Source organism: Salinarchaeum sp. IM2453 (assembly GCF_019693215.1).
In the GTDB taxonomy this organism is placed as follows: Archaea; Halobacteriota; Halobacteria; order Halobacteriales; family Salinarchaeaceae; genus IM2453.
This window is the reverse complement of the sequence record NZ_CP081183.1, coordinates 2,426,311-2,448,684: the sequence shown is the minus strand read 5'-3', so window position 1 is coordinate 2,448,684 and position 22,374 is coordinate 2,426,311. Positions and strand designations below refer to the sequence as shown.

Below are 22,374 nucleotides of genomic sequence, written 5' to 3'. Positions count from 1 at the left end.
GCCGAATATCACAGGGCTTTGACCTCGAAGTAGTGAGCAAACTGCCTACCCAGCCCGTATGCCGTGGTGTTTACAATATTGGTTATTCATCCCTGAATATTAAGTAGACGTTGTTACTCATCCTCCGAAAATGGTAAGTAGTGCTGTGTAAAACCATTGTATCATTAATGATTCAACGGCGCCAGTTTCTCGCCACCACTGCTGGCGGGATAACAGCAACAATGGCAGGCTGCATCGGGGGTGGCGAAGAAAGTGACGCCGAAATTCTTGACCAGACACTTACTCTTTCTACAACAACAAGCACATACAACACGGGGCTATTGCATGAGCTGAATGCTGCATTTGCGGAGCGATTCGGCACCACAGTTGATGCTATTCCGCAAGGAACTGGCCAAGCACTTGAAACCGCACGGTCAGGTGACGTAGATGTTGTGATGGTCCATGCCCGCTCGCTTGAGGATAAGTTTCTCAAAGACGGGGATGGGGTTAATCGTCGTGATCTTATGTTTAATGACTTCATTGTTGTCGGCCCAGAAGACGATCCGGCCGGCATACATGATATGAATCAAGTGACGAAAGCATTTGAGGAGATCGCTGAGAATAAAGCTATCTTTATTTCACGTGGCGATAATTCTGGAACACATACAAAGGAATGTGAAATCTGGGACAAAAGTCAAGGTAAACGCGGCGGCGAATGGTACCGTGAGATTGGAAGCGGAATGGGGGAAGCACTAAATCAAGCGCATATTGACTCTGGATATACACTGTCTGATCGAGGAACTTACTTATCGCAGCGGTCTGAGCTTGACACCCTTTCAATTCATGTTGAAGGCCCAATTGAAAATGGTCCAGACATCCTTGCAAACCCGTATGGTATCGTCGCTGTAAATCCCACTCTCCACAAGGACGTCAAGTACGACCTCGCAATGTCGTACATCGGATTTATCACATCCCCGAAGGGTCAAGAGATTATTGAGGAATATACGGTTGATGGCGAGCGACTGTTTTTTCCAGAATCAATTTCAGAGCAGCCGAAATTCCAGCAATATGTTCCCAAAGAATGGAAGCCAGACGAAGAATGATCACACATGATTGAAACAGTGCCACAGGTCGTCCCTATCGTAGGACACATTACGCCGTTGTTTATCAATTTCCCATTTGACTGGAACTACATTCAAAGTATTATCTACGTTTCATTGTACGTGAGCCTTACCGCTGTCCTGATTAGCACCCTTGTGAGCTTACCAATTGCAATGTTCGTTGGTTTTTCAGATTTCCATGGTAAGCAGCTTGTCGTTGCTGTCATTAACACAGGGATGGGATTCCCAAGTGTGGTTGTTGGTCTCATTGTATTGTTTGCCGTCTCAAACCAAGGACCGCTCGGGACATTTGATCTGATGTTTACAAAAGAGGCAATGATCTTATCGCAGATTATTTTAGCTGCTCCGGTTATCACTGGCATTAGTCTTGCTGCTGTCACCAGCGTTGACGATGGTGTTCGAGATGCTGCGTATGCGATGGGGGGAACACGTCTTGATGTTGCACTGGCAACGATCAAAGAAGCCCGTTATGGCATAGCGACTGGGATTTTAGCTGGACTGGGAAGGGCAATTAGCGAAGTTGGATCAGTTCTCATCGTCGGTGGCAACATTGTGCGTGCTGATGGGACCTCCGTGACACGAACGTTAACTACTGCAATCCAGCTTGAGGCCAGACAAGGTCGCTTTGAGCTAGCAATGATCCTCGGTGCGGTGCTTGTGATACTTGTGCTGATAATCAATGGTATCGTTCTCCGACTGGGCGGTGGTCGTACATGATCCAACAACAGCAGCGTCAAAACAACAAACGAACGATAGCTGATGGACTTGGAGTCGAAAATGTTCGTTGTGGTTTCGGTGATTCTGATGTCCTTAATGACGTAACCCTCACCATTGAGCCAGGGAAAACAGTAGCAGTTATCGGTCCTTCTGGAACCGGAAAGACAACCCTCCTACGACTTTTGGCATGTTTTCATCGTCCAGACACAGGATCAGTTAAAATAGATAACACCAACGTGTGGGAGCTATCGAAACGTGAACGGCTCAGGGTTAGACGGCGTATTGGGATGGTGTTTCAAGAACCAAATCTCTTTGATACAACTGTTCGTCGGAATGTGAACTATGGACGGCATATTCGACAGAGCTGGCGTGATCGGCTTAGACGATGGGTTTCGCGAATGACCGGCGAGAAGACTAGTCACGAGGTTACTGAGGCACTCAATATTGTTGGTCTTGCAAACGCAGAGACCCGATCAGCTGAATCACTCTCAGGCGGGGAAGCTCAGCGGGTGGCATTTGCTCGTGCACTTGCATATGATCCTGACTTTCTACTTCTTGATGAGCCTACCTCAGATCTAGATCCAAGAAATACTGCCGTGATCGAAGATGCAATCAATACCGCACGTACGCGCGGAATGGGTGTTGCAATTGCTACACATGACATGAATCAAGCAAAGCGCATTGCTGATCGGGTCGCAGTAATGCTTGAGGGGCAACTTATCGAAACTGGTCCCACTGAGCGTGTCTTTACGAACCCCAATGACCCTCGAGCACGCAAGTTCATTGATGGAGAGCTTGTATATTAAGTTTAGCCAACAAATAGGTTCTAACAATGGAACAAATAAGCGGACAGGGAAGTGCCACGCTTGTGCGGAAGGGGATTGAATTCGACAAGCGGGATGCTATATTACTCAAGGAAATAGACCAGACCGGATCAATAGCTAAGGCATCGACAAATCTCGGGCGGTCACGGGCACGTGAACTCTCTCGAATTGACGAGCTTGAAGACGTATTTGGCAAGCTCGTCAAACGACAGCGTGGTGGAAAAGACGGGGGCGGGAGCAAGTTAACTGACACAGCTACACAATTGCTAAATCAATATGAACGACTGCAGGCAGCCCTCACTGCAACCGCACAAGTTCCTGAAACAGTTCTTGAGGGGACAGTATCATCAATCTCTGGCGAATTGGCAGATGTAAGAACAGATCTCGGCACCGTACGCGGGCTACACGATGGCGTAAATATTGGTGATGCCGTTCAGGTTCGGGTGGGAGCAGATTCACTAACTGTTTTTGATCCGGTCGCAGATCCAAACCCTAATACAACAAGTGCAAGAAATCGTCTATCTGGAACTGTTACAGCGATTCAGGAAGGCGAGACAGTGCATACAGTAGAGATTGATGTTGAGAGCATCACATTTCAAGCCATGATCACAGCGGAGAGCACAAATCGACTTAATTTAGCTAAAGGGTGTGACGTAACACTATCATGGAAGGCAACAGCAACACGACTAACCCCAACACCAGAGTGAAGACCAGCAATTTGGTTGTTTGAGAATAATAACCATCATATAGTTATGATAACACTGGCTGTATCCCTGAACAACTATGTTGAAATGCACCAAAGCTGATGAGGCTAGCCAAATAACATGTAAATATGATTGGAAAGCTTATCAGCGTACTTTGGACGATCATAACGCTCCCTCTAAAACTTATTCTGCTGCCGTTTAGAATCGCATCGTTTATTGTCAGTGTGGCAGTTTATGGATTAGCACTCCTGATCGTGACTGGTGCTATTTATCTTCTGATTATATAGTACCCGGGTATCTGGTTAGCTTAGCGATAGCAAGACGTAATCTTTAGTCAGTATTGTAAGCCACCTTTTGTCAAGCCCTGAGGCACTCGGCCTGCTCCGCCTGTAGAAGGGGGACAATGACAACAATGAGTTTCCAAAGCCCGTAGGATAGACAGCCTATCATACGCTGCCCTCCAATAGTGATTCCTCGTATGACAATCAGCGCAACTACGCTAGTCACTGCACATCGGCTGGTTGCTTAATTATTGTTTTTAGTGCGGCAGTAATCGATGAAGTTACTCAGATAAACTGAAGTATTGGAAAACCAATGAGACGCAGTGAAACGATCGTCAACACAACTGCAACGAGTGCTCGGATTCGATATAGTGACAGTTGACGACCGTATCGGATTCCAATAAGCGCACCAATGTATGCAGGAATCATCAATAATAGGGCAATGCCGATAACTGTCAACGTTGGATATAGACCTCCTACAGCTGCCCCAATAAATCGAATAATGTTCACCCCGAAGAATACGATTCCAACAACTCCAATAAAAAACAAGTGGCTTAGTGGACGCGTTTTCAGGTACGCAACAATTTGCACTCCGACGTTTGTCATCCCAAAGATGAGCCCGAATATTCCGCCCAGTACAATCATCGATCCAGTTCCCCCAAATGGAGGATTGTCAGATGGCTCATCGCTGATAGGAATCTCAAAGAAGGGCTGTTTATAAATTGCAAATCCAAGCGTAATTATCCCGAGCCCAAACTCAATCGCATTGACTGGAATATCATCAATCACGAATAGTCCAAGCACGGAGAATACTAATATTGATCCGATCAGTGGCCAGAAGCGTGTCGCAGCTTCCTCCTTTTGTCGGGGAGAAAGACTGCGAGCGAGTTTGATATTCGCAGCAACGATCCCAGGAATCGCAAGGATAACTGCAAGCTGCAGGTCAATAAACAATGCGAGAGTAACTGTACTGATAACTGGAAAGCCAAACCCAGAACTCCCTTCGACAATTGCTGCAAAGAAGAACAGCAGTGCCATGAGGCTAACCGCCGTGATTCCAAACGAAACTGACAAAGTAAGCGTCTTATGAGCTATTCTGGATAAAGAACACTGACTCCGGAAAAGACCATGGTTTCCGATGAACATTTACCAAGAGGATTTCGTTCAACTGAATAGTCAACCATTTTATACCAGACGCAGAATCATAGAATAATACATGCCAATACTCGATGAAGTCGGCGGGTTCGAATTTGAAGAGGTGATGTGTAATGTTTTCAGAAACCTTGGATACGAAGATGTTGAGAGATCACGTCGAACTGCTGACAAGGGCCGGGACATCACGATGATCGATTCATCATCTAACGGACAAAACACGGCAGTTGTGGTCGAGTGCAAGCACACGGATACTGTGGGCCGACCAGTTATACAGAAACTCGACTCAGCAGTTCGCACATACGACTATGATGGCCCGAAGCGAGGAATGATTGCTACAACTGGTCGGTTAACAAATCCAGCAATCAAATATGCTGAGAAGGTCGGAATTGAGATTTTCGATGGGCAGCGACTCCGAGAAGTCGCAGACAACGTTGGGATGGACCTCTACAATGGCCGCGTAGAAATTGTTACAGACAATGTGTTACAGCCGCCACATTCTCAGGATCTATTAGATGAATTTTACAAAGCAATTGACCGGATCAAGTACCTATCCCCTGATGATGTCCCTGAGCCATTTACCACGATTTCACTTCACCCGGTGAATGCCGTTGTGACAAATACGACCCGAGTATTTGAGACAGGCGCTGGTGTCATCCATACGGTTAATGATACAAATCAGTTTGTTATCGACGGGACAAGCTCAAATCTCAAAGGACTTCCTGATGAGCTCAATGAGATCGTCTCTGAATATGAGCTAAACTCGGACATTCACGAAATAAATGAAGACCGATATGAAGATGTTGTGGATAATATTAACCGGCGTCGGTTTGAGGGGACGGATCAAGAGTTTCGAGAGTGGGTCAAACAACAGGAAGTAGACCGGTTGACTGAAACGGTAACATACACTGGAGACAACAATCAGACCTATAGCAAAGAATGCGTTCCCTCGGCTGATGATGTTACTGTCGAGATGTTGCAACCATTCTACGTTTCCAGGGTAGACGCAAGCATCAAAATGAACAGACGAACATATGCGATTGACTGGTTTGCCACCGACGATGATGCGTGGATTATGGATAATACAATCGAAAAATGCAGGTTTGCCGAAGAAGGGAGAGGTGGAATCGACACCATTCCAGCAGCTGCAACTGCAATTCGAGAGTCGCTTGGTAGTCCGACCTATGCTTTCTGTCCAGAGTGTAAAACAATCGTTGCTGAGCGACACATGCGTCACGATGAGGTGACTGGAGACCCCGTCTGTGTTGAGTGCTCGGTTGGTGATCGTTTTGTTGGAGCAAAAAAGCACTTCAGATCCGAAGAAACTCGTCAACAATATGAGAACGAAGTTGCAGAGAAAGGCATCGTTGAGAAACTCAGCATCAACAAAACAGGGGTTGCGGCAGTGACACTAATCTTACTTGCTGCCATGTTTTTCTTATTCGTCTAGATTTGAGTCAGCAAAATACCTATTGAGAGTAGCTATCTACTCTCTCGTCGTATTTGTTTTGAGACAAGAGTTAATTGTAGGCTATTACTCGTTAACTGTCAAATGGCCCTGGATCTCATCGTCGTTAGTGATTACATTGATCACATACTCACCTGGACTTGTTATTACCTCTGCACCAACTGTGGCAGTTACCTCATCAGCTTCACCGGGAGAAAGTAGCTCACTTTCCGTCTCCTGGGTGAAGAGTGTCTCAGAGGCAGCCTGATATAGCAATGAAGCAGCCCCAGCAATGTGTGGGGCAGCAGCCGAAGTCCCGTTAAAGGCTAAAGCCCCAAGCGGGATTTTGTCTACAGCACCACGTGCGTTTGTTGATACATTTGAAGGGCCAGCTAGATCGATACCACGTCGGCCATCTTGTGTGGGGCCCTGTGAAGAATAGCTTTTCAACTCGCCGCTTGTCAGGTTAAAAGCCGTGTTTGCCTGTCCTTCAGCATCACCTAAGTCAACCGCCTGAACAGCACCAACTGATAGCAGACTTGAGTCCTGGCTCAGGGCCGGAATTCCTACAGTTCGCTCATCAGTCGCAAATGGGGTCGGAATATTGACATTATCGAACTGCCCCCAGACATCGAAATGGTGATTCTCATCAGCATCGATTTCTTCAACTTCGACATATATGGGAAGTGCTTGTGCAGACTCTGCAGATCCGGCTATTCTTCCTTCGTCCTTGGTGGAGACATAACTAGCAAGCTCAGCTGAGAGGTCACTGGTAATGGTGAACGCTACCTCTTCATTGTCTTGCTGCCAGTCAATGAGATCAACAGTTTCGAGCCTACCTTCCGTTTCTTGACTCAGTAGTGTTTCTCCGTTTCTATCCTGAAATTCAAGTGGATGTTCATCCCACGCCTCGTTTCTGATTGTAATCCGCTGCCCGTCTGGAAAACTCAACCTGGGATTGGGCTCATTTGTTGGCGCAATATCTGCCTCTCCGACAACCTCCTTGACGACCCATGTATCTTCCTCAACATCCATGGTGACTGTTGTTTCACCTTCGAACCACTCGGATCTGACAACAATTGTTTCCCAGGGATTGGCAGTTCGGGAAGTCTCAACTGGGTTATCTGCTTCTGGAGTTTGATATACCCGTGCTTCATATACCTGATCGTCAATTTCCGGTTCCGCGTCCCAGTGAACAATTATCCAGCCGATATTACTTGTTGACCCATTAGCTGCGGTTGATGTCACGTCAGCAAACGTCTCGACTGGTAGTCGTGTAGGGAAATCCAAGTTCTCCGTAAAATTAGCATCAAATTCCAGAAGATTATTTTCATTGAACACAGCATCCCCTTTTGAGTCATATGCGTCACCATTCTCCTGTGGTAGTGAAATCGGACCCAACTCGGGATCGAACAAGAATGCCTCTTCTACTGCAGCGGAGTTGCCAGCAGAATTGACGAAAACGGCATTTGTGTTCTCTGTGAACTCAGCTATTCGAAGACTAATTGGATCCAGTCCATCAATGCGAAAATCTGGAAGAAAACCAACTGAATAGCTCACTACATCCACCTCGGGGAACTCAGTTTCGAGGATATCCAAGGCTTCTATCACTCCACCATCTAGGAGCCTGTGGTCTACAAGAATAAGCTCTGCATCGGGAGCAATCACCGAAAGAATATCCGCACAGGCGTCTCCATGTCCGCCAGGTTGTCGATAAGCAAAATCAAAAAGAGAGTCCCCCTCTTCAGCCCCGATCGTTGCGATGACTTGTTCAGAATACTGTTCATTGTCAACATTAAATGGAGCAACATCAAGCACTGCTACTGTCGTTCCTGCCCCAGTTATCCCTTGTTCCTGAAGCACATCTGCACCGATAATTTCTCGTCCTTCGGTTTGGGGAAGATTATTTCTTTCTGGTATGCTGCTTTCCTGTATTTTGAGATCGACATCTGTATGCCTAATATTAGGCTTTGGATTACCGTGTGGTTCCGGAGAAACAAACTCGTTTACCAGCCGGATCGCATCTGACCCCGCCATCTCTCTGATGTTGGCTACAGGTACGTCTGCTATTACCAGCGTGTCGTAACTAGCCAGCACTTTTCCCCCAGCATTCTGAATGGCTGCAATTGCAGCATCCTGTGAATCTGGCTCCGTATGTACTTGCAAACGCATCCGCTCGGTGACTTGGGTTTCTATGGGGTCAGGAAGCTTTCGCTCGACTGAGACACCAATCGAAGAACGTTCGCCTTCTTTGCTCATCGTTGATCAGATAGACACTTTGTCCACTTAATTAAGCGCTGGTTGTCTCAACATTGATCTCCCCGTCAGTAGGAGAAACGCACAGTATGGACTGGTTATCCGCTTATAATCAGCAATTACAGAAGTGGTACTAAGTATTTTATACTGGTATGGATCTCTGAGGGAGAGTTTCCAGAATAAAAAACCCATAATTATGAAACGGCGCAAGTTCTTGATAGGTACAGGCAGTGCAACTATTGGTGGAGCTACAATTGTTGGTTCTGGAGCATTCACACAAGTTGAATCACACAGAGTAGCAAACGTTCAGGTCGTAGACGATGAGAACGCGTATCTTGGGCTCTCACCGGGCGACTCACCAAATGGAGATAATTATGTAGAGAAAGATGACAACGGACATATTGAAATCGATATCGATGAGAATCCAAACAGTGGGGAGGGAGTCAATTCAAACTCGTTAACGTTCTTTGATAGCCTGATCAACGTATGCAATCAAGGCAAAGAAGGTACTGCCTTATTCATTGATGCTACTAATCTCGATACTGGCGATAGTGAAGTTGTTTTCTATGCTGGATCGGGAACAAGCACAGATGACACTGGCATCACATCTATTACCGAGGCTGCAGGTGTTGATCAGTTTGAGCCTGTCGAACTTGAGTTAGGCCAGTGTATTGACGTTGGCCTGCTCATTGATACCGGCGCTGGTAGTTCTATCACAAACGCAGAAACAGTCAATGCTAACCAAGATGAGCTGCTGGTAGAGGGCGAAATTAAGATTGTTGCCGATGTTGAAGTTGACACAGGGGAAGCGACAGCTCTCCTTTCAAACTTAGATATCGACGGGCAAGGATCCACCGCGACCATCACCACCGAACAAGAGTTTGACGTTTCAGTGCTTGTTACAAACACAGGTCAGCGGTCAAGCACATTTTCCATCACATTTAATCTCTCAAGAAATCTGGACCGGGAAGAGGTCAAAAGCAGTCTCTTTGAGACAGGAGCAGGAATTGAGGACCCCGATGTCGAAGAACCAAGTCAAAACAACACAAAAATCGGGTTCGGACGGACCGCAGTTGATGAGGCATATAATACGCTAACAGCAGATTAACACTCTGCCAAACAGTCACTGAAAAGAATGCATAGCACGGGGCAAATGGATAATCCAGGAAGTAGCCTCTCGACTGCTAGATTCGAGAAATCTACCAGAGAATTAGGCAGAGTGCCTCGGGGTTGTTTGGAAATCGGAGATTTCCATGATGACGAGACGCTTTGCGTCTCGAACCACTTGACCCCGAGGATGAATGCCGTCACGATCTTACACAAATTTACGTATTTCGAGTGGTAATACACAGACAACGGCCAGAAAACGACCTCTCAAAGTATGGAGTGGAAGACCTCAATTCCTTCGCTGGTCGTTGGATTGGAACTGCGACGCCTCTCAACACCGTCCATTGGGCGTGAGACGGGAGTTGTCGGGTGGTGGTGGAGCCGCCGACTCCCACGGACATATCGAGTGTTCGGGTGTGAATTCCAGCCGACCCGTCAGGGAAGGTCGGGAGGAATTGAATTCCGTTGCCGGTGCAGTGCGGTGCAGACCCAAACACGGAAGCCTCGGGGCTTGCCCCCGAGGTACTTCACCAAGAGAGAATGTCGGTCGATGATTCATGAATTCACTCGCTGAATGCATTGTGTTTACTGTATCGACGAAGCCATCGAGGAACTGTGGTCAGCTCACGATTGGTACCTTCGCGTCACAACCGCAATTATACCGGTAACTATAGGATCGGTCACCTGCCAAGCAATCGTGTGAGGAAGCCGGTTGATTCAGCCTTAGCCTCGCCGTCTCTCGATCCTCTATTCTGCTGGGAGACATCAGTGTTCGTCTCAGTAGCACCATTTAGTAACTCGTCAACGGAGTATCCGATCCACTCGGCGAATTCCTCTGGTGCGCCGATGTAGACACTTGTGGAGGACCTCTCAGACATGAACCGCTTGGGCAAACGTTTTTCGTAGTCGTACACCTCGTACTCTTCGCGGTCGAATTCAGCTGTGATGGCATCTGGTTCAGACTTGAACGTGACACGACCGCCCCGAATGTCTCGCTGCCACTTGATCCGTCCCGTGTCGTATGTTTTCTCTGCCGGTTCCTCAGCGGGGAAGTATTCTGGCTGGAGTCGGTCGGCTTCCTCGTAGAATTTTCGGAAGATACGGCGAACGTCCTCTACCGTACCATTGCCGTCAGTCCATGGCTGTTCGGTGAGCATCCGACGAGCGATGTAACTGAAGATCGGGTTTTGCCGTTCCAGCACCTCCGCGAGATCTTCTTGTGCCTCGCGGAACCCCGGATCCTCCGGGTTAGACGGGAACGAAACGTCCATACTCAGAATCTTCATCCGATTTCGGAACTCCGACTTCGGAAGCGCGTCGTTCGTTGTGAAGATCAAGCATGGCTGATCGACGCTGGTCGGTGTCCAGTCGCCCCAGTAGTTCCGAATTGGGCTCCACCGCTGAATCTTCTCCTTCTCTGCATCGATGATGGCGTACGGGAAGCACGTGTCCCACTCGCGGATACCGCGTACCTCTTTAACCCCGACCTCGTCTGCGTCTATCCCTGAGATAACGGTGTTGTCAGAGATGAGTCGAAGGATGTACTCGGTGAGCTTGTCCTTCCTGGCGTCGCTTTTGCCTTCGATGTAGAGGTGCTGCAAGACGTTTTCAAGCGTCCGCGATGGCGACGACATCGCCTCCGCGTACTGGTTGGCGAACGGGGCCCCAGAACCTGTAGAGGAACGCCTCGTACATCTGCGCCATCACTGCGGTCTCCGACTGGATATGTCCGTGGTTCTTGACAGTCTCGATGTAGTCCTCGATCGTTTCAAGACAGTGGTCCAGAACCTCTGGTGTGGGTTCGTCAGTGGCAACGAGAATCATCTCGTCGTCTTCACCGATCACGACCTGCTCAGCCTCTGGAAGAACTGACATCGTCGGGATGGCGGTCGATTCCTTGACCTGATTGGTGTACGCACTCAGCGGCGCGGTGATGCTGTGGTCTTCGACGGTTGCGCCGCGGTCCCGAAGGCTAGTCCCGAACTCGTCCGCCGTATCTTTGTCCATCTTACTCGTTCCCATCCGGAAATCGAGAACATCAGGACCTGATCGTCGAGAAATCCGGGACGAAACCGGATCGAGTTGTTGACAGACATGAACTCTGGGGAACTAAAACTGATACGTGGGAAGGTTTTTATATCCTCCCAAATTAGATAATAGCATCATGAGCAAAACAGCCGAGGCTGACGGTCGTGGACGAATCGTCATACCACACGAGATCCGCGAAAAGTACGGAGATCGCTATCGCATCGTCGAACTCAACGATCGGGTTGAGTTGATCCCCCTGAAAGAAGATCCAATAGAAGGACTCCGTGACGCCGTTGGCGATGCCTTCGAAGGAAAATCTATCGCGGAGATTAAACAAGAAGCACGCAACGCTGCTCGTAAGGATGCCATCGAGGAAGTTGCTGAGCCGGAGCATTGATGATCTACGCTGACACGGATTTTTTCATCGCACTCGTAAAGGACGACGACTGGCTCCAAGAACGAGCAGAGACGATCGCAAGGGAAAACGCCGGCGAGATTTACACCTCGCGAAGGACACTGCTGGAGTTGCTGATGATCTCAGATCGATTCGAATTCGATAGGGTGGAGGCGCTCAGCTATGCCCTCGAAATCGCGTCTGTGCCCGAAGATGAAAGAGTTTTGTTTCAGGCAGCAGACTACATGGAGCAGCATGGTCTCACCGCCTTTGATGCCTATCACGTCGCCTACGCTAACGGTGATCCGATCATCTCATCCGATAAGTCGTTTGACGATGTTACTGATGACCGGATCTCGCTCGAAGATACCACATCGAGATAGGTAATCGAGGCCGGTTTGCACGAGCATATTCATGTCCTCGATGTCGTCGTCGCGGCCTGCGATCGTCTTGAACAAGAAGATATCTTCGTTGCTGACCAGCTGGACCGTCAGTCGATCTGTGTCGAGGAACGGCTCGCTACGCTCTTGCATCCCTTCGGGCCGCTGGTTGTGGATTCCGATCAGCCCGGTACCGCTGAATCACATGCCGGGATCGGAGACGGCGGCTTGGTGGTTCGAGAATCGAAGAGTCTCGTCATCACGAAAATCTTTGATTTTCGGACGACCCCGCCAGCGGTCTGGTCATGCCGACCAGACTGCGAACCTGAAACTCTACCCCTTTCCACCCAAAATTTCAAAAAAACTCCTACGCCATCTTGCGTATCCGGAGCAACATGAGGCTAAGTGGGCGCTGCAGGATCCGGATTGACTGTCGAACGAATCAACTCCGAGGCGTGGGGCGTTCGAATTGGAGGGATTTGAGATACACCGAAAAGTACAGTAATCTGTGTGCTCATAGATTTCTGTATGCCGAGCATTACCGTCAACGTGGATAACGACCTCAAAGAGCGCATGGAAAAGCATCCGGAAATCAACTGGAGTGAGGTCACGCGGCAGGCCATCCAAGAGAAGATTGAGACCCTAGAAGTGATGGAAGAACTCACTAATGAGAGCGAACTCACAGAGAGCGATGTGGAGGAGATTGCTCAGAAAATCAACGAGAGCGGACGCAAGCGCGTTGACGAGAAATCAGCGTAGAGACAACAAATGAAGCTAGTCATCGACGCCAATGTCGTCATCTCCGCACTCATTGCTGATTCGAAAACGCGAGAACTCATCGTCACGCTCGAACCAGACCTGTTGACACCCGCATTCGTCCATGACGAAATCGAGAACTATCAGGACCTGATCGTCGAGAAATCCGGGATGGAACCGGATCGAGTGGCACAGTTCATCAATCTTTTATTCCAGTATATCGATGTTGTCCCCGCCAGCGAGTTTTATCCAGCCATCGAGAGTGCGGACAGAGCAATTGGGGACACCGATCCGGACGATGTGCTCTATCTGGCTTGCGCGATTGCCTGCGATGCGGCCATCTGGAGCGATGATTCCGACTTCGTGGAGCAGGATCTGGTTGAGACGTACTCGACAAGTGATGTGATTGACTTGTTCGACACACGCTAGCTCAATGGCCGATTAATTTTCTGAATGGCCACCTGTTTGGCTGTACGCGAATTCTCGTGGATACCACTCGCCTCATCAGCTATCGGACGAAAGCAAACACCTTGCGTTCGTGCAGCAACGTATCCCGTCGTCGTAATGGGGCTTCGTCCTCAAAACGGACCACTGGATCTGACGGGTTCAGACGAGATACAGGGTACAATCGGAGCGCCGTACAGTGAATCCGAAAGAAGTGTTCGCTGGATGGGCGCTGCAGGATTTGAACCCGCGACCTAGTGGTCCGAAGCCACTCGCTCTGTCCAAGCTGAGCTAAGCGCCCGCATATGTAAAGTAACAGGGGATTGGTTTAAACGTGCTGATTCAACGCTACGTCTGGTTTCGATTAGCAGACTCATACATAACGTAGCCCAGGCCTCTTTGATAGCATCAACGTAGTGTCTCAGTATCAGCTATTCTCGCCTACAGAGATAGCAGGCAAACTGTCTCGGGGATTACCTCCGGAGCAGTACACCATGCTTTATCACGTGTTTACATTCAGCAAAACAAATCGGTCGCTTTTTACTCCGAGGGCATTCCTACCAGACACATGGAGACTATTCGCGGGCTGGTCGAGATTACACGTCCAGTGAATGCGCTTGTTGCTGGCGTACTGACGTTCATTGGCGCATTTGTTGCCGCTGGTGTTCCAGCGGATATCGCTGCCGTCGGAGCAGCGGTTGGCGCAACAGTACTGGCCACCGGTGCAGGAAATGGAGTCAACGACTACTTTGATCGTGAGATTGATGAGATCAATGCACCCGATCGTCCAATTCCTCGTGGTGCAGTATCACCGACACAAGCGCTGGTATTCAGCATTGCGCTAATGATTATTGCTGTTCTGTTAGCCCTAACGCTGCCGCTACCAGCACTCATTATTGCGGGCATCAATCTTATTGCACTACTCACATATACCTCAGTATTTAAAGGATTACCAGGTGCTGGAAACGTTATTGTCGCCGGGCTTGGGGGAAGCACTTTTCTCTTTGGGGCGGGGGCTATCGGTCAGATCAACTGGACAGTCGGTGCATTGTTCTTACTCGCTGCACTTGCGACGCTTTCTCGTGAGATCGTAAAAGATGTTGAAGATATCGAAGGGGATCGTGAAGAGGATCTCTACACGCTCCCGATGGCAATCGGTGAACGAAAGGCAATACACCTTAGCAACGGATTGCTTGCAATAGCTATTCTTGCGAGTCCAATGCCGTATCTACAGGGTGCATTGGAGATCGGCTATCTAGTTGTGCTGGTTCCAGCTGTCGCTTTGCTCGGATATGCTGGCTATCGGAGTTATGACGATCCAACCATCGGACAAATATACATGAAGTACGCAATGTTTGCTGCCGCAGTAGCATTCATTGTTGGCAGACTCACCGTTGTGCTTTCATAAAACAGACAAAAGCGATACGCTCATTATGCGCAGATATAATGTACTTATGTCGGAGAAAATGTGCGAGCATGCCGTCCAATGGATCAAAAATACTATGTGCCCATCAAAAGTACTTCTACGTAGAGCCAACCCAGCGAAGGGATGTGGGGTATAGTATTTATGTACGATATCGGAGATGTGCTTGAGGATACGGTTATCGCGCCAGGGTCGAATATTCTCATATCTGGCCCACCTATGACCGGCAAACAATCTCTTGCATATGACATTCTTGCCCAAGGAACCCGCAATGATGAAGGGGCAATCATTGTTACAACAAAAGATAATTCCAAGAAGACGCTTTCAAAATACGAGGATCGAATCAATCGATCTGTTGATGATGTTCCTGTCGCAGTAGTCGACTGCGTAAGTCGACAGCAGGGGATGAGTAATACTGAAGATACGCGGCATATCAAATACGCATCTTCTCCTGTTGATATGACCGGAATTGGAATCAATCTCTCCGAATTACTGGAAGATTTCTATGAAAATCAGGGAATTAAACGCAATCGAGTCTTGCTGCACTCAATTTCAACATTACTTATGTACTCTGATCTACAGACGGTTTTTCGATTTCTCCACGTATTCACCGGCCGAATTTCGAGTGCTGACGCGTTAGGAATTTATGTCATTGATCCTACAACACATGATGAGCAGGAAGTGAATACACTCAAGCAGCTCTTCGATGGTATGATTGAGGTTGATGAGCAAGATGGTAAGAAAACCGTCCGTAGTTCCGGACTTCCAACTCGGTGAATTCGTGACGTTCATCTCTTGCTTTTCCCTGTTGCATGTCCTGTTCGTTGATGGCGAGAAGCTATTATTTTCTTCAAATAGTCTTCGGATACGCCAATAACTCAAAAATACCTCTTGAGTGGAGTACCTTAGGGTCAAGTATTTCGAGACGCAAAACATCTCGTTATCATGGAACTCTTCGATTTTCGAGCGACCCCGAGGCACTCTGTTTGCTTTCTCTGTAGACCCATGATTGCCATCATTGATAGTATTGATTTACCATCTTAGAAGCAGTGTCACGGAATATTCAAGAGTATCGTGTTTTATCTCATTATGTGGAGTCCATGTATGACACACGAAAGTAGCGCGCAACTGCGAGAAATCCTCTCACTCGATACTATCGCTGTGGTTGGCTGCTCAACCACTCCGGGGAAGGCTGCACGAACTGTACCGAAGTACATGATGGCGAACGGCTTTGAAATTATTCCAATCAATCCAACAGTCGACGAAGTTCTAGGAAAACCAGCATACGACTCTCTTGCAAATGTCGAGGAATCAATTGACATCGTTAACGTTTTTCGCCCTCCTAATGAAATCCCTCAGATTGTAGATGCAGTGCTTGATCGGGACGATGTATGTGTATTGTGGCTACAACAGGGCATTGAGCACGACGAGGCGGCAGACCGGGCTCGAGAACATGGGATTACGGTAGTACAAGATCGCTGTATCCGTGTCGAACATCGACGGCTATTCAACAACAAATGACTCGATAAAGGAGCAAACGAAGCGCTTAATTGAGGGCCGTGTCTGGTTGCACATGCGGGACCGTGGGGTAGTGGTATCCTCAGCGCATGGGGTGCGTTGGACCCGAGTTCAATTCTCGGCGGTCCCATCTCCCAGTCTTTCATCGATCATTGACGGGGGGTGTAGACGGGCCATACCGTCAAATTTCTTCTTCATTGCTATTGAAAATAACGGGTGATCGCCGATGACCTCGCAGTGCCAACACTGCGGGGCACAGGTTTCCGAACATTATGGACGAGTCTTCGGGGATCAGAATGATACAGTTCATCGCTGTCCTGCCTGTGATTGCAAAAATCGCCTCCAAAAGGGTTCAGCAGCTGGTAAAGAGATCAACCTGCCTGATCCAAAAGACCACCCTAATCGCAACCGTGGATATCGAGTCGATGACGACCACATCGACTATGGTAAAGGCCCAGTTACTGACGGTGGCACCCACAGAGTTGTTGCTACCTGTCCCAATTGTCAAGCGGTAGCTAAACGGTCAGATGAAAAAGGCCACTTCACCTGTCCAAACGATACCTGTCGGTGTGTTACGTTTGAACCTGAGCCAATTCCCGAGCAGGAGCCAAGGCAGACATCCTGCCAACCAACTGAGAGTGGAATTTCAGAGACCATCGAAACCCTCGTTCAGGAGCAAACGAAAGTAATACTGATTGATCGACCTGCTGGATCGTTCGATCACCCAGTTCTGCTTTCTACATCAGATGGCGCTTCTGATAGCGGACAGCCGGTAGCGACTGATGGCGGATTAAGAGGTGGTGGCGATGTATAAGCGGACAACGTCGCTTACCGAAGAGAAGCCTGCGTGGCGTCGGGAGATTCACAAAGAGCTCGGGGAAGACCCAGCGGAAGCTCTTGACAAACCACTGGTTCCTCCCAGCACTGATCGACACAGTCCGCTGCTACAGGCGCGGGCCCGCATTCGCGGGATTGACTACTTCGATGTCCTTGACACATGGGAGGAAGTTGAGCGAAGACTTGACCGCGGGCCTCGGGTTACGGTTCTTGCATGGATCGAGGAACGCCGTGAGTTCCTGGAAGAGCATGGAGAACGAGACGAGCGAATGGCCAGCCAGCCTCGACGGACTGTGCCCGATCGGGACGATCAAGAAGAAAACGACTCCGAGTATTTGTGTGGCACCTGCAACACAACTGTCGAAGACCGTAAACACGGCTACCATTGCCCTAACTGCGATCATCTAACGCGGAACGTCCAAGAGGTAACCTGTGGAGGTGAGACTGCGTGAGTTCGCGCAGTCCAAAGCAACGAGGTAGCGCTGTCGAGGGCGCAATCATCCAAAAGGTCCCAGAACTCACGCATACTACTGCAGACCACTGGGACGCAATTACGACGGCAGCGGTCCACGATATTGAGACGTTCCAAGACCTCGACGTTGACTGCGATACTGAAATCGAGATTAAGTCTGCTGCCGTTGTTATTTCAGGCGACCGTTGTGGCCGGTTCTATCTTCGAGAACAACAACACGAGGCATTGCTCGAGAAAGGCGGTTGGTATCTATTCACGGTCGCGCCTCCGCACGAGATCGAGCCATTGGCGATGCGGCTTGTACCTGCTGCAGTCGTTGATGAGATGATTGATGCGTGGGTGATTGTCGAAGATCGAGCGCCGTTTAAGCAGTTTGCTTGGTCTCAATTTATCGAACCATCGGAGGTGAACCGATGAGTACCGACGAGTTCTGGGAGCAGTACGACGCTGCTATCGAAGACAAACGCGAAGAATACGAAGAGAAACAACAGGAAAAACTTGACGACGAGGAGATCGATATCGATCATGATGGCCTTCGCGAGCAGTCGATAGAAAAACACCTCGAAGACCGCGAATTGACTGGCACACAAACTCACGAATTTCGAGCTCATCTCCTCTTTGCAGATCCAGAAGACGAGTTAAGTCCCTATCATGGTCTTCGTCGGCAGTTTAATGATGAGTACTTCGAGTACTGGTACGACGAGGAAGATGAAATCTGGATGAAGGATGTCTGCGGTGATGACTGGATTATCAACGACTCAAAGAAAGCATATTGGAGTGGTGGCATTGCAGCAGAAGGCGAGGGATACGATACATACGACGAGTATCAAATAGCCATCTACGCCGATGATGACATGGCCGAAGAAAAAACACGGAAGGCGACACTACAGTTCCGGCCTTCTGTGCCTGATGCCACAAAACCAGACGGCTCCCGGATCCAGAGCATGCCCGAAGATCTCCCGTACGGAATTCGTGTTCAAGTGAATTCCTCAAATATTCGTGTCGATGAAATCACGACGCTGATCAGGGCAGTCGCCGATCGGCTTGGATTGCAGCAGCATTACTTCGCTCCTAGAAAGATTCACGAGTGGAGCCGGGTCTACTCGTTTGCAGTCTACGTCCGGTTGCTCCGTGAAATTAGTGAAGAGAAAATTGTCGGTGCTGGAAAGCTTCTGGACCGACTGACTGCATTTGGTCGTTCTCGCAAGGGATCGAGAGGCCAATTTAAATGGAATAACGAAGAAATCATGGGTCATTACAATGCCGTGACGCTCTGTCAGAGCTCTTGGAGCAAACTCATTCCTGGAAGAATGGCTGGGATGCGTTTGAAGTCCTATCATATGAAGAATCCAGAAAAAGCAACGCGAGAGTCGACTGCACATCCAAAGTTAGAACTGCAGTATACGACCGATAATGAGTATACTGATGAATACGTTAGTTGGGAAGACGTCGACCAGCTGAAGAAACAACTTGAGGAAACACTGCTCAATTGTCTGCAGTGGGCGGATGTCAACTTAGATCCAGCAAACGAGTCGTTTGTTGGAGATGCCTATTTTGATCCACAGGAGAATGATCGCGACGAAGATCTTGACCTCTTGGCGGATCCAATGGAGCAAGTCCAAGAACATGAAGAGAACATCGCGACGCTGCAGCTGGCGCAGGCTGATCTCAGCGACAGTGAGGAACGTGTTGTAAAGACGTTATCAGACGGCGGCCAGATGCATTATGAAAAGCTAGCAGAAGCGGCAGATGTATCGAAGTCGACGGTTTACCGAGCTATTGAGAAAATTGATACCATTATTGAGCAAGTCGACGGGAAGATCGGGCTTGCTGATGAGTATATCAAAGACCGTATTCAGGACTTTTACACAGCAATTGCAAACTGGTCTGACAAGGTCGGTCAAACTGCTGAAGATATTGTTAATAATGCCATTCACGCTCCAGAAGGCTCGCCATTCGCTAAGTGGATTAAAACCTACGTTGGGTCGATGCGTGATCTAACGCCACAGGAGTCTCCTGGTGTCGGCTCGATGCAGCATGCTGAGGGATGGACGGAGTTGGTTCTGAACGTCCAAGGAACAAAAGACGAGATTACGCGGATTTTACGAGCCGGAGGGCTGGCAGCGCTGGAAACTGATAACGGTATTCTCCAGGAGCTGCGAAAGACGGCCGTCAAGTTCACCGATCGGCGCGGCAAGGAGCAGGAGATCGTCGCAGGTGCCAAGCACGGTGACGCAATCAAAGTTGGTGGCTTCCAGATCTGGTAGCGGGTGACTGGCCAGAGGCATCACTATCATTCACTCTATTTTCCTGAAATTATTACCGCTAAATAGGTAGATTTCTGCCTAATTCTATTGCTTTGAATCCAACATTACAATCTGTTTAGTAGATATTGTGGCTGTCTCCAGACAGTATTTTCAGGATCTGGGAAAGCCCCCCTTAGGGAGTGTTTCTAAGGAAACAACTAAACAAATACAGGAGTCTGCTTCGCAGACTCCACATGAAACAAATGAAACGGAGGTAAATACAAGAACAAAGGGTAATCAAGTGCAGTCGACAATGACTCTGATAGTTATAACCAACGTACTTTATTTCGCTCTCGCTGCTGCGCTTCGGGAGAGTGTTTACCTTGGTAGTGATCAAGAAACGTCTGGAGATCATTCCACCCACCCCACTCAATTGCAACCATTGGATCAACGTCAGCTGATGCCAGTAGTGTCGCCCACGTTCGACGGAGATCGTGAAATGAGAGAAATTCCCAGCGGTTGTTCTCCGTTTGTTCGGCCAACTCATTGGCAGCAGTGTTGATCCAGCGTCGGAGCGTTCGCGTGCTTTCGGTCCCCACCACAATCGTCTCTTCACCTTCGTACTGGCCGATGGTCCGGATCTGTCCAGCTAATCCATCGGGGATTGGTGTTTCCCGATACTTGTCACCCTTGCCTGCCGGCACTTCAAGCACTTTACCGATTTGGGTATCTCGAACATGTGCTGGTTTGACGTTAACTACTTCAGCACTTCGGAGCCCACAGTATCCTCCGAGCTTCAGTGCCAGTTGGCGTTGTACGTCATCGGGACAGTCGACCAGTTGCTTCAGCTCGTCCGTAGACAACCAGACCATCATGTCGCTACTATTCTTGTGTTCCTGTAAATTCATCGTGACCGGAAACTGGTCAACCGGACAAAAACGTGTCGATTAGGCAGGGTTCAGCCCTTGATCAGCACTGAAATCGGGCTGATTTTGACCGACTTTCCCATGGTTCCCGGACACTACATTTAGTATCTATCTCAAGGCATCATAGAACCGTTCACAGGGTAGTTGATTTTCGAACGCTTCGCCGTCTCGGGTTAGTATTAAGACTGAGAACGGGCGGTAGCATTTCACACCGATAGGGATGCAGCACCGGCTACAGAATGCCGATCGTCAACTTGTGGAGTATCTAACCAATCTGTCCCGAATTGTTCAGGTTACCATTGGCTGGTGATCTGTATGAAAGTCCGTAAGCTCTCAAGCCTCGGCGTTCTCTATGAGGTTTTGGGGGATGTCTAAATTAATATAACATGCGATAGACAGAGATTCACTGGCGGACAGTTCCTCAACTATTCGCTGAGACGGAGGTAATTCATCATTGTCACCAAAACTATGGTATATTATTTCGGTGCCCATTTCTTTCAACTAGCTAATTCTTACTTTGTTGTTGTAATAGTGTTCCAAGCAGAGCAAAGGTGGTAGTTGAGGCGACGAGACGTAGGCTGATTCATCGACCCCCGGGGGTTTGAGGTCTATTAGAGGTCGACGAAAAGACTTTATTCCAACCGGGAAATAGAATAGCTATAGCCCGTGATCTGGGCATGGTTTCAGATGGACCCTTGTGGGGTTGAAGTAAGCTGCGTCATCAACATCTCAACGTCAGCGCGGGTTTCAGATGGACCCTTGTGGGGTTGAAGTTTTGTGGTCGCGCTGATCTTCGAACCGGTCTTTGAACCGTTTCAGATGGACCCTTGTGGGGTTGAAGTGGGAAAAAGGAATTGCGAGATGGTTTCACTGCCAAGTTTCAGATGGACCCTTGTGGGGTTGAAGTGTGTCTCGGTTATAGTCTGCAAACCGGAGTGACTGCGTTTCAGATGGACCCTTGTGGGGTTGAAGTCTTGCGACAGGACTGGCTACAGTAGCAACCATCCAGTTTCAGATGGACCCTTGTGGGGTTGAAGTCTCGCGGAACGCCCGGATCAACTTCAGCGACGCCCCGGTTTCAGATGGACCCTTGTGGGGTTGAAGTTTAGAATAACTCTCCATGTAGCTATTTTCTAAATCCGTTTCAGATGGACCCTTGTGGGGTTGAAGTCACTTGTTTGGCATCTCTTCCTCATTCCCTGAGACAAGTTTCAGATGGACCCTTGTGGGGTTGAAGTGCGCGAGCCGTTGCGATAGCTCAAGCGCGTGGTCGCGTTTCAGATGGACCCTTGTGGGGTTGAAGTACGTCCACAGCCACCAATGAGATGATACAGTCTGTGTTTCAGATGGACCCTTGTGGGG

General features: G+C 48.8%; 20 protein-coding genes, 2 tRNA genes, 1 pseudogene and 1 CRISPR repeat array (1 of these 24 only partly in view). Of the genes and pseudogenes, 18 read left to right on the top strand and 5 right to left on the bottom strand.

Going from position 1 to position 22,374, the window contains the following annotated elements:
• Positions 1–167: 167 nt before the first annotated feature.
• The 4 genes from K0C01_RS11645 to K0C01_RS11630 are packed head-to-tail and all read left to right on the top strand — an operon-like array spanning position 168 to position 3,348.
• Positions 168–1,082: an ABC transporter substrate-binding protein gene (locus K0C01_RS11645; protein WP_221169863.1), complete on the top strand. Its 915-nt coding sequence runs from the start codon at positions 168–170 to the stop codon at positions 1,080–1,082.
• A 6-nt stretch (positions 1,083–1,088) separates the two neighbouring features.
• The gene (locus tag K0C01_RS11640; protein ID WP_221169862.1) at positions 1,089–1,817 is read left to right on the top strand and encodes an ABC transporter permease; all 729 of its coding nucleotides are present in this window, start codon (positions 1,089–1,091) and stop codon (positions 1,815–1,817) included.
• The gene (locus K0C01_RS11635) at positions 1,814–2,623 is read left to right on the top strand and encodes an amino acid ABC transporter ATP-binding protein (protein WP_221169861.1); all 810 of its coding nucleotides are present in this window, start codon (positions 1,814–1,816) and stop codon (positions 2,621–2,623) included. Before K0C01_RS11640 ends, K0C01_RS11635 begins: the two co-directional genes overlap by 4 nt.
• 26 nt (positions 2,624–2,649) lie before the next feature.
• Positions 2,650–3,348, top strand: a complete 699-nt coding sequence (locus tag K0C01_RS11630) for a TOBE domain-containing protein (RefSeq protein ID WP_221169860.1) — start codon at positions 2,650–2,652, stop codon at positions 3,346–3,348.
• A gap of 563 nt (positions 3,349–3,911) precedes the next feature.
• Here K0C01_RS11630 and K0C01_RS11625 read toward each other — a convergent pair.
• Complete coding sequence (locus K0C01_RS11625; protein WP_221169859.1) at positions 3,912–4,700, bottom strand: sulfite exporter TauE/SafE family protein; 789 nt, start codon at positions 4,698–4,700, stop codon at positions 3,912–3,914.
• 142 nt (positions 4,701–4,842) lie between these two features.
• On the opposite strand from K0C01_RS11625, the gene K0C01_RS11620 reads away from it, so the two are divergent.
• Positions 4,843–6,228: a restriction endonuclease gene (locus K0C01_RS11620; protein ID WP_221169858.1), complete on the top strand. Its 1,386-nt coding sequence runs from the start codon at positions 4,843–4,845 to the stop codon at positions 6,226–6,228.
• Positions 6,229–6,312: 84 nt separating this feature from the next.
• Here the strand turns inward: K0C01_RS11620 and K0C01_RS11615 are convergent, their stop codons facing one another.
• Positions 6,313–8,484 (bottom strand): S8 family serine peptidase, encoded by a 2,172-nt coding sequence (locus tag K0C01_RS11615; protein WP_221169857.1) that lies wholly within the window; start codon positions 8,482–8,484, stop codon positions 6,313–6,315.
• A gap of 193 nt (positions 8,485–8,677) precedes the next feature.
• Here K0C01_RS11615 and K0C01_RS11610 point away from each other — a divergent pair, with 193 nt between their 5' ends.
• Positions 8,678–9,589 carry a DUF1102 domain-containing protein gene (locus K0C01_RS11610; RefSeq protein ID WP_221169856.1) on the top strand — a complete coding sequence of 304 codons (912 nt, stop codon included), beginning with the start codon at positions 8,678–8,680 and terminating at the stop codon, positions 9,587–9,589.
• A 679-nt stretch (positions 9,590–10,268) separates the two neighbouring features.
• Here K0C01_RS11610 and K0C01_RS11605 read toward each other — a convergent pair.
• Positions 10,269–11,613, bottom strand: a pseudogene (locus K0C01_RS11605) (hypothetical protein); the annotation flags it as partial.
• A 139-nt stretch (positions 11,614–11,752) separates the two neighbouring features.
• Here K0C01_RS11605 and K0C01_RS11600 point away from each other — a divergent pair.
• The 4 genes from K0C01_RS11600 (at position 11,753) to K0C01_RS11585 (ending at position 13,575) form a co-directional block, all read left to right on the top strand.
• Entirely contained in the window at positions 11,753–12,013 is a 261-nt protein-coding gene (locus tag K0C01_RS11600; RefSeq protein ID WP_221169855.1) for an AbrB/MazE/SpoVT family DNA-binding domain-containing protein, read from the top strand.
• Positions 12,013–12,393: a type II toxin-antitoxin system VapC family toxin gene (locus K0C01_RS11595; RefSeq protein ID WP_221169854.1), complete on the top strand. Its 381-nt coding sequence runs from the start codon at positions 12,013–12,015 to the stop codon at positions 12,391–12,393. The genes K0C01_RS11600 and K0C01_RS11595 overlap by 1 nt, the downstream gene beginning before the upstream one ends.
• Before the next feature lie 525 nt (positions 12,394–12,918).
• Positions 12,919–13,149, top strand: a complete 231-nt coding sequence (locus K0C01_RS11590; protein ID WP_221169853.1) for an AF_0619 family ribbon-helix-helix protein — start codon at positions 12,919–12,921, stop codon at positions 13,147–13,149.
• Between the two features lie 9 nt (positions 13,150–13,158).
• A complete protein-coding gene (locus tag K0C01_RS11585; RefSeq protein ID WP_221169852.1) occupies positions 13,159–13,575 on the top strand; it encodes a PIN domain-containing protein in 417 nt (138 codons plus the stop codon).
• Positions 13,576–13,816: 241 nt separating this feature from the next.
• Here K0C01_RS11585 and K0C01_RS11580 read toward each other — a convergent pair.
• A tRNA-Arg gene (locus K0C01_RS11580) sits at positions 13,817–13,891 on the bottom strand.
• 267 nt (positions 13,892–14,158) lie between these two features.
• Between K0C01_RS11580 and K0C01_RS11575 the strand changes: the two genes are divergently transcribed.
• From K0C01_RS11575 to K0C01_RS11540, 8 genes are all read left to right on the top strand, one after another.
• Positions 14,159–14,998: a geranylgeranylglycerol-phosphate geranylgeranyltransferase gene (locus tag K0C01_RS11575; protein WP_221169851.1), complete on the top strand. Its 840-nt coding sequence runs from the start codon at positions 14,159–14,161 to the stop codon at positions 14,996–14,998.
• A 159-nt stretch (positions 14,999–15,157) separates the two neighbouring features.
• Positions 15,158–15,790 carry an RAD55 family ATPase gene (locus K0C01_RS11570; protein ID WP_221169850.1) on the top strand — a complete coding sequence of 211 codons (633 nt, stop codon included), beginning with the start codon at positions 15,158–15,160 and terminating at the stop codon, positions 15,788–15,790.
• Between the two features lie 327 nt (positions 15,791–16,117).
• Positions 16,118–16,534, top strand: coding sequence for a CoA-binding protein (locus K0C01_RS11565; protein ID WP_221169849.1), 417 nt, complete (start codon positions 16,118–16,120; stop codon positions 16,532–16,534).
• 56 nt (positions 16,535–16,590) lie between these two features.
• Positions 16,591–16,661, top strand: a tRNA-Pro gene (locus K0C01_RS11560).
• A gap of 96 nt (positions 16,662–16,757) precedes the next feature.
• Positions 16,758–17,345 carry a DUF7563 family protein gene (locus K0C01_RS12945; protein WP_259372372.1) on the top strand — a complete coding sequence of 196 codons (588 nt, stop codon included), beginning with the start codon at positions 16,758–16,760 and terminating at the stop codon, positions 17,343–17,345.
• Complete coding sequence (locus K0C01_RS11550) at positions 17,338–17,820, top strand: hypothetical protein (RefSeq protein ID WP_221169848.1); 483 nt, start codon at positions 17,338–17,340, stop codon at positions 17,818–17,820. The genes K0C01_RS12945 and K0C01_RS11550 overlap by 8 nt, the downstream gene beginning before the upstream one ends.
• Complete coding sequence (locus tag K0C01_RS11545; protein WP_221169847.1) at positions 17,817–18,257, top strand: PD-(D/E)XK family putative nuclease; 441 nt, start codon at positions 17,817–17,819, stop codon at positions 18,255–18,257. Before K0C01_RS11550 ends, K0C01_RS11545 begins: the two co-directional genes overlap by 4 nt.
• Positions 18,254–20,107 (top strand): helix-turn-helix transcriptional regulator, encoded by a 1,854-nt coding sequence (locus tag K0C01_RS11540; protein WP_221169846.1) that lies wholly within the window; start codon positions 18,254–18,256, stop codon positions 20,105–20,107. Before K0C01_RS11545 ends, K0C01_RS11540 begins: the two co-directional genes overlap by 4 nt.
• A 305-nt stretch (positions 20,108–20,412) precedes the next feature.
• Here K0C01_RS11540 and K0C01_RS11535 read toward each other — a convergent pair whose 3' ends face one another.
• Positions 20,413–20,994 (bottom strand): tyrosine-type recombinase/integrase, encoded by a 582-nt coding sequence (locus tag K0C01_RS11535; RefSeq protein WP_221169845.1) that lies wholly within the window; start codon positions 20,992–20,994, stop codon positions 20,413–20,415.
• 698 nt (positions 20,995–21,692) lie between these two features.
• A CRISPR array of direct repeats spans positions 21,693–22,374; the repeat unit is 30 nt; unit sequence GTTTCAGATGGACCCTTGTGGGGTTGAAGT (it continues 799 nt past the right edge of the window).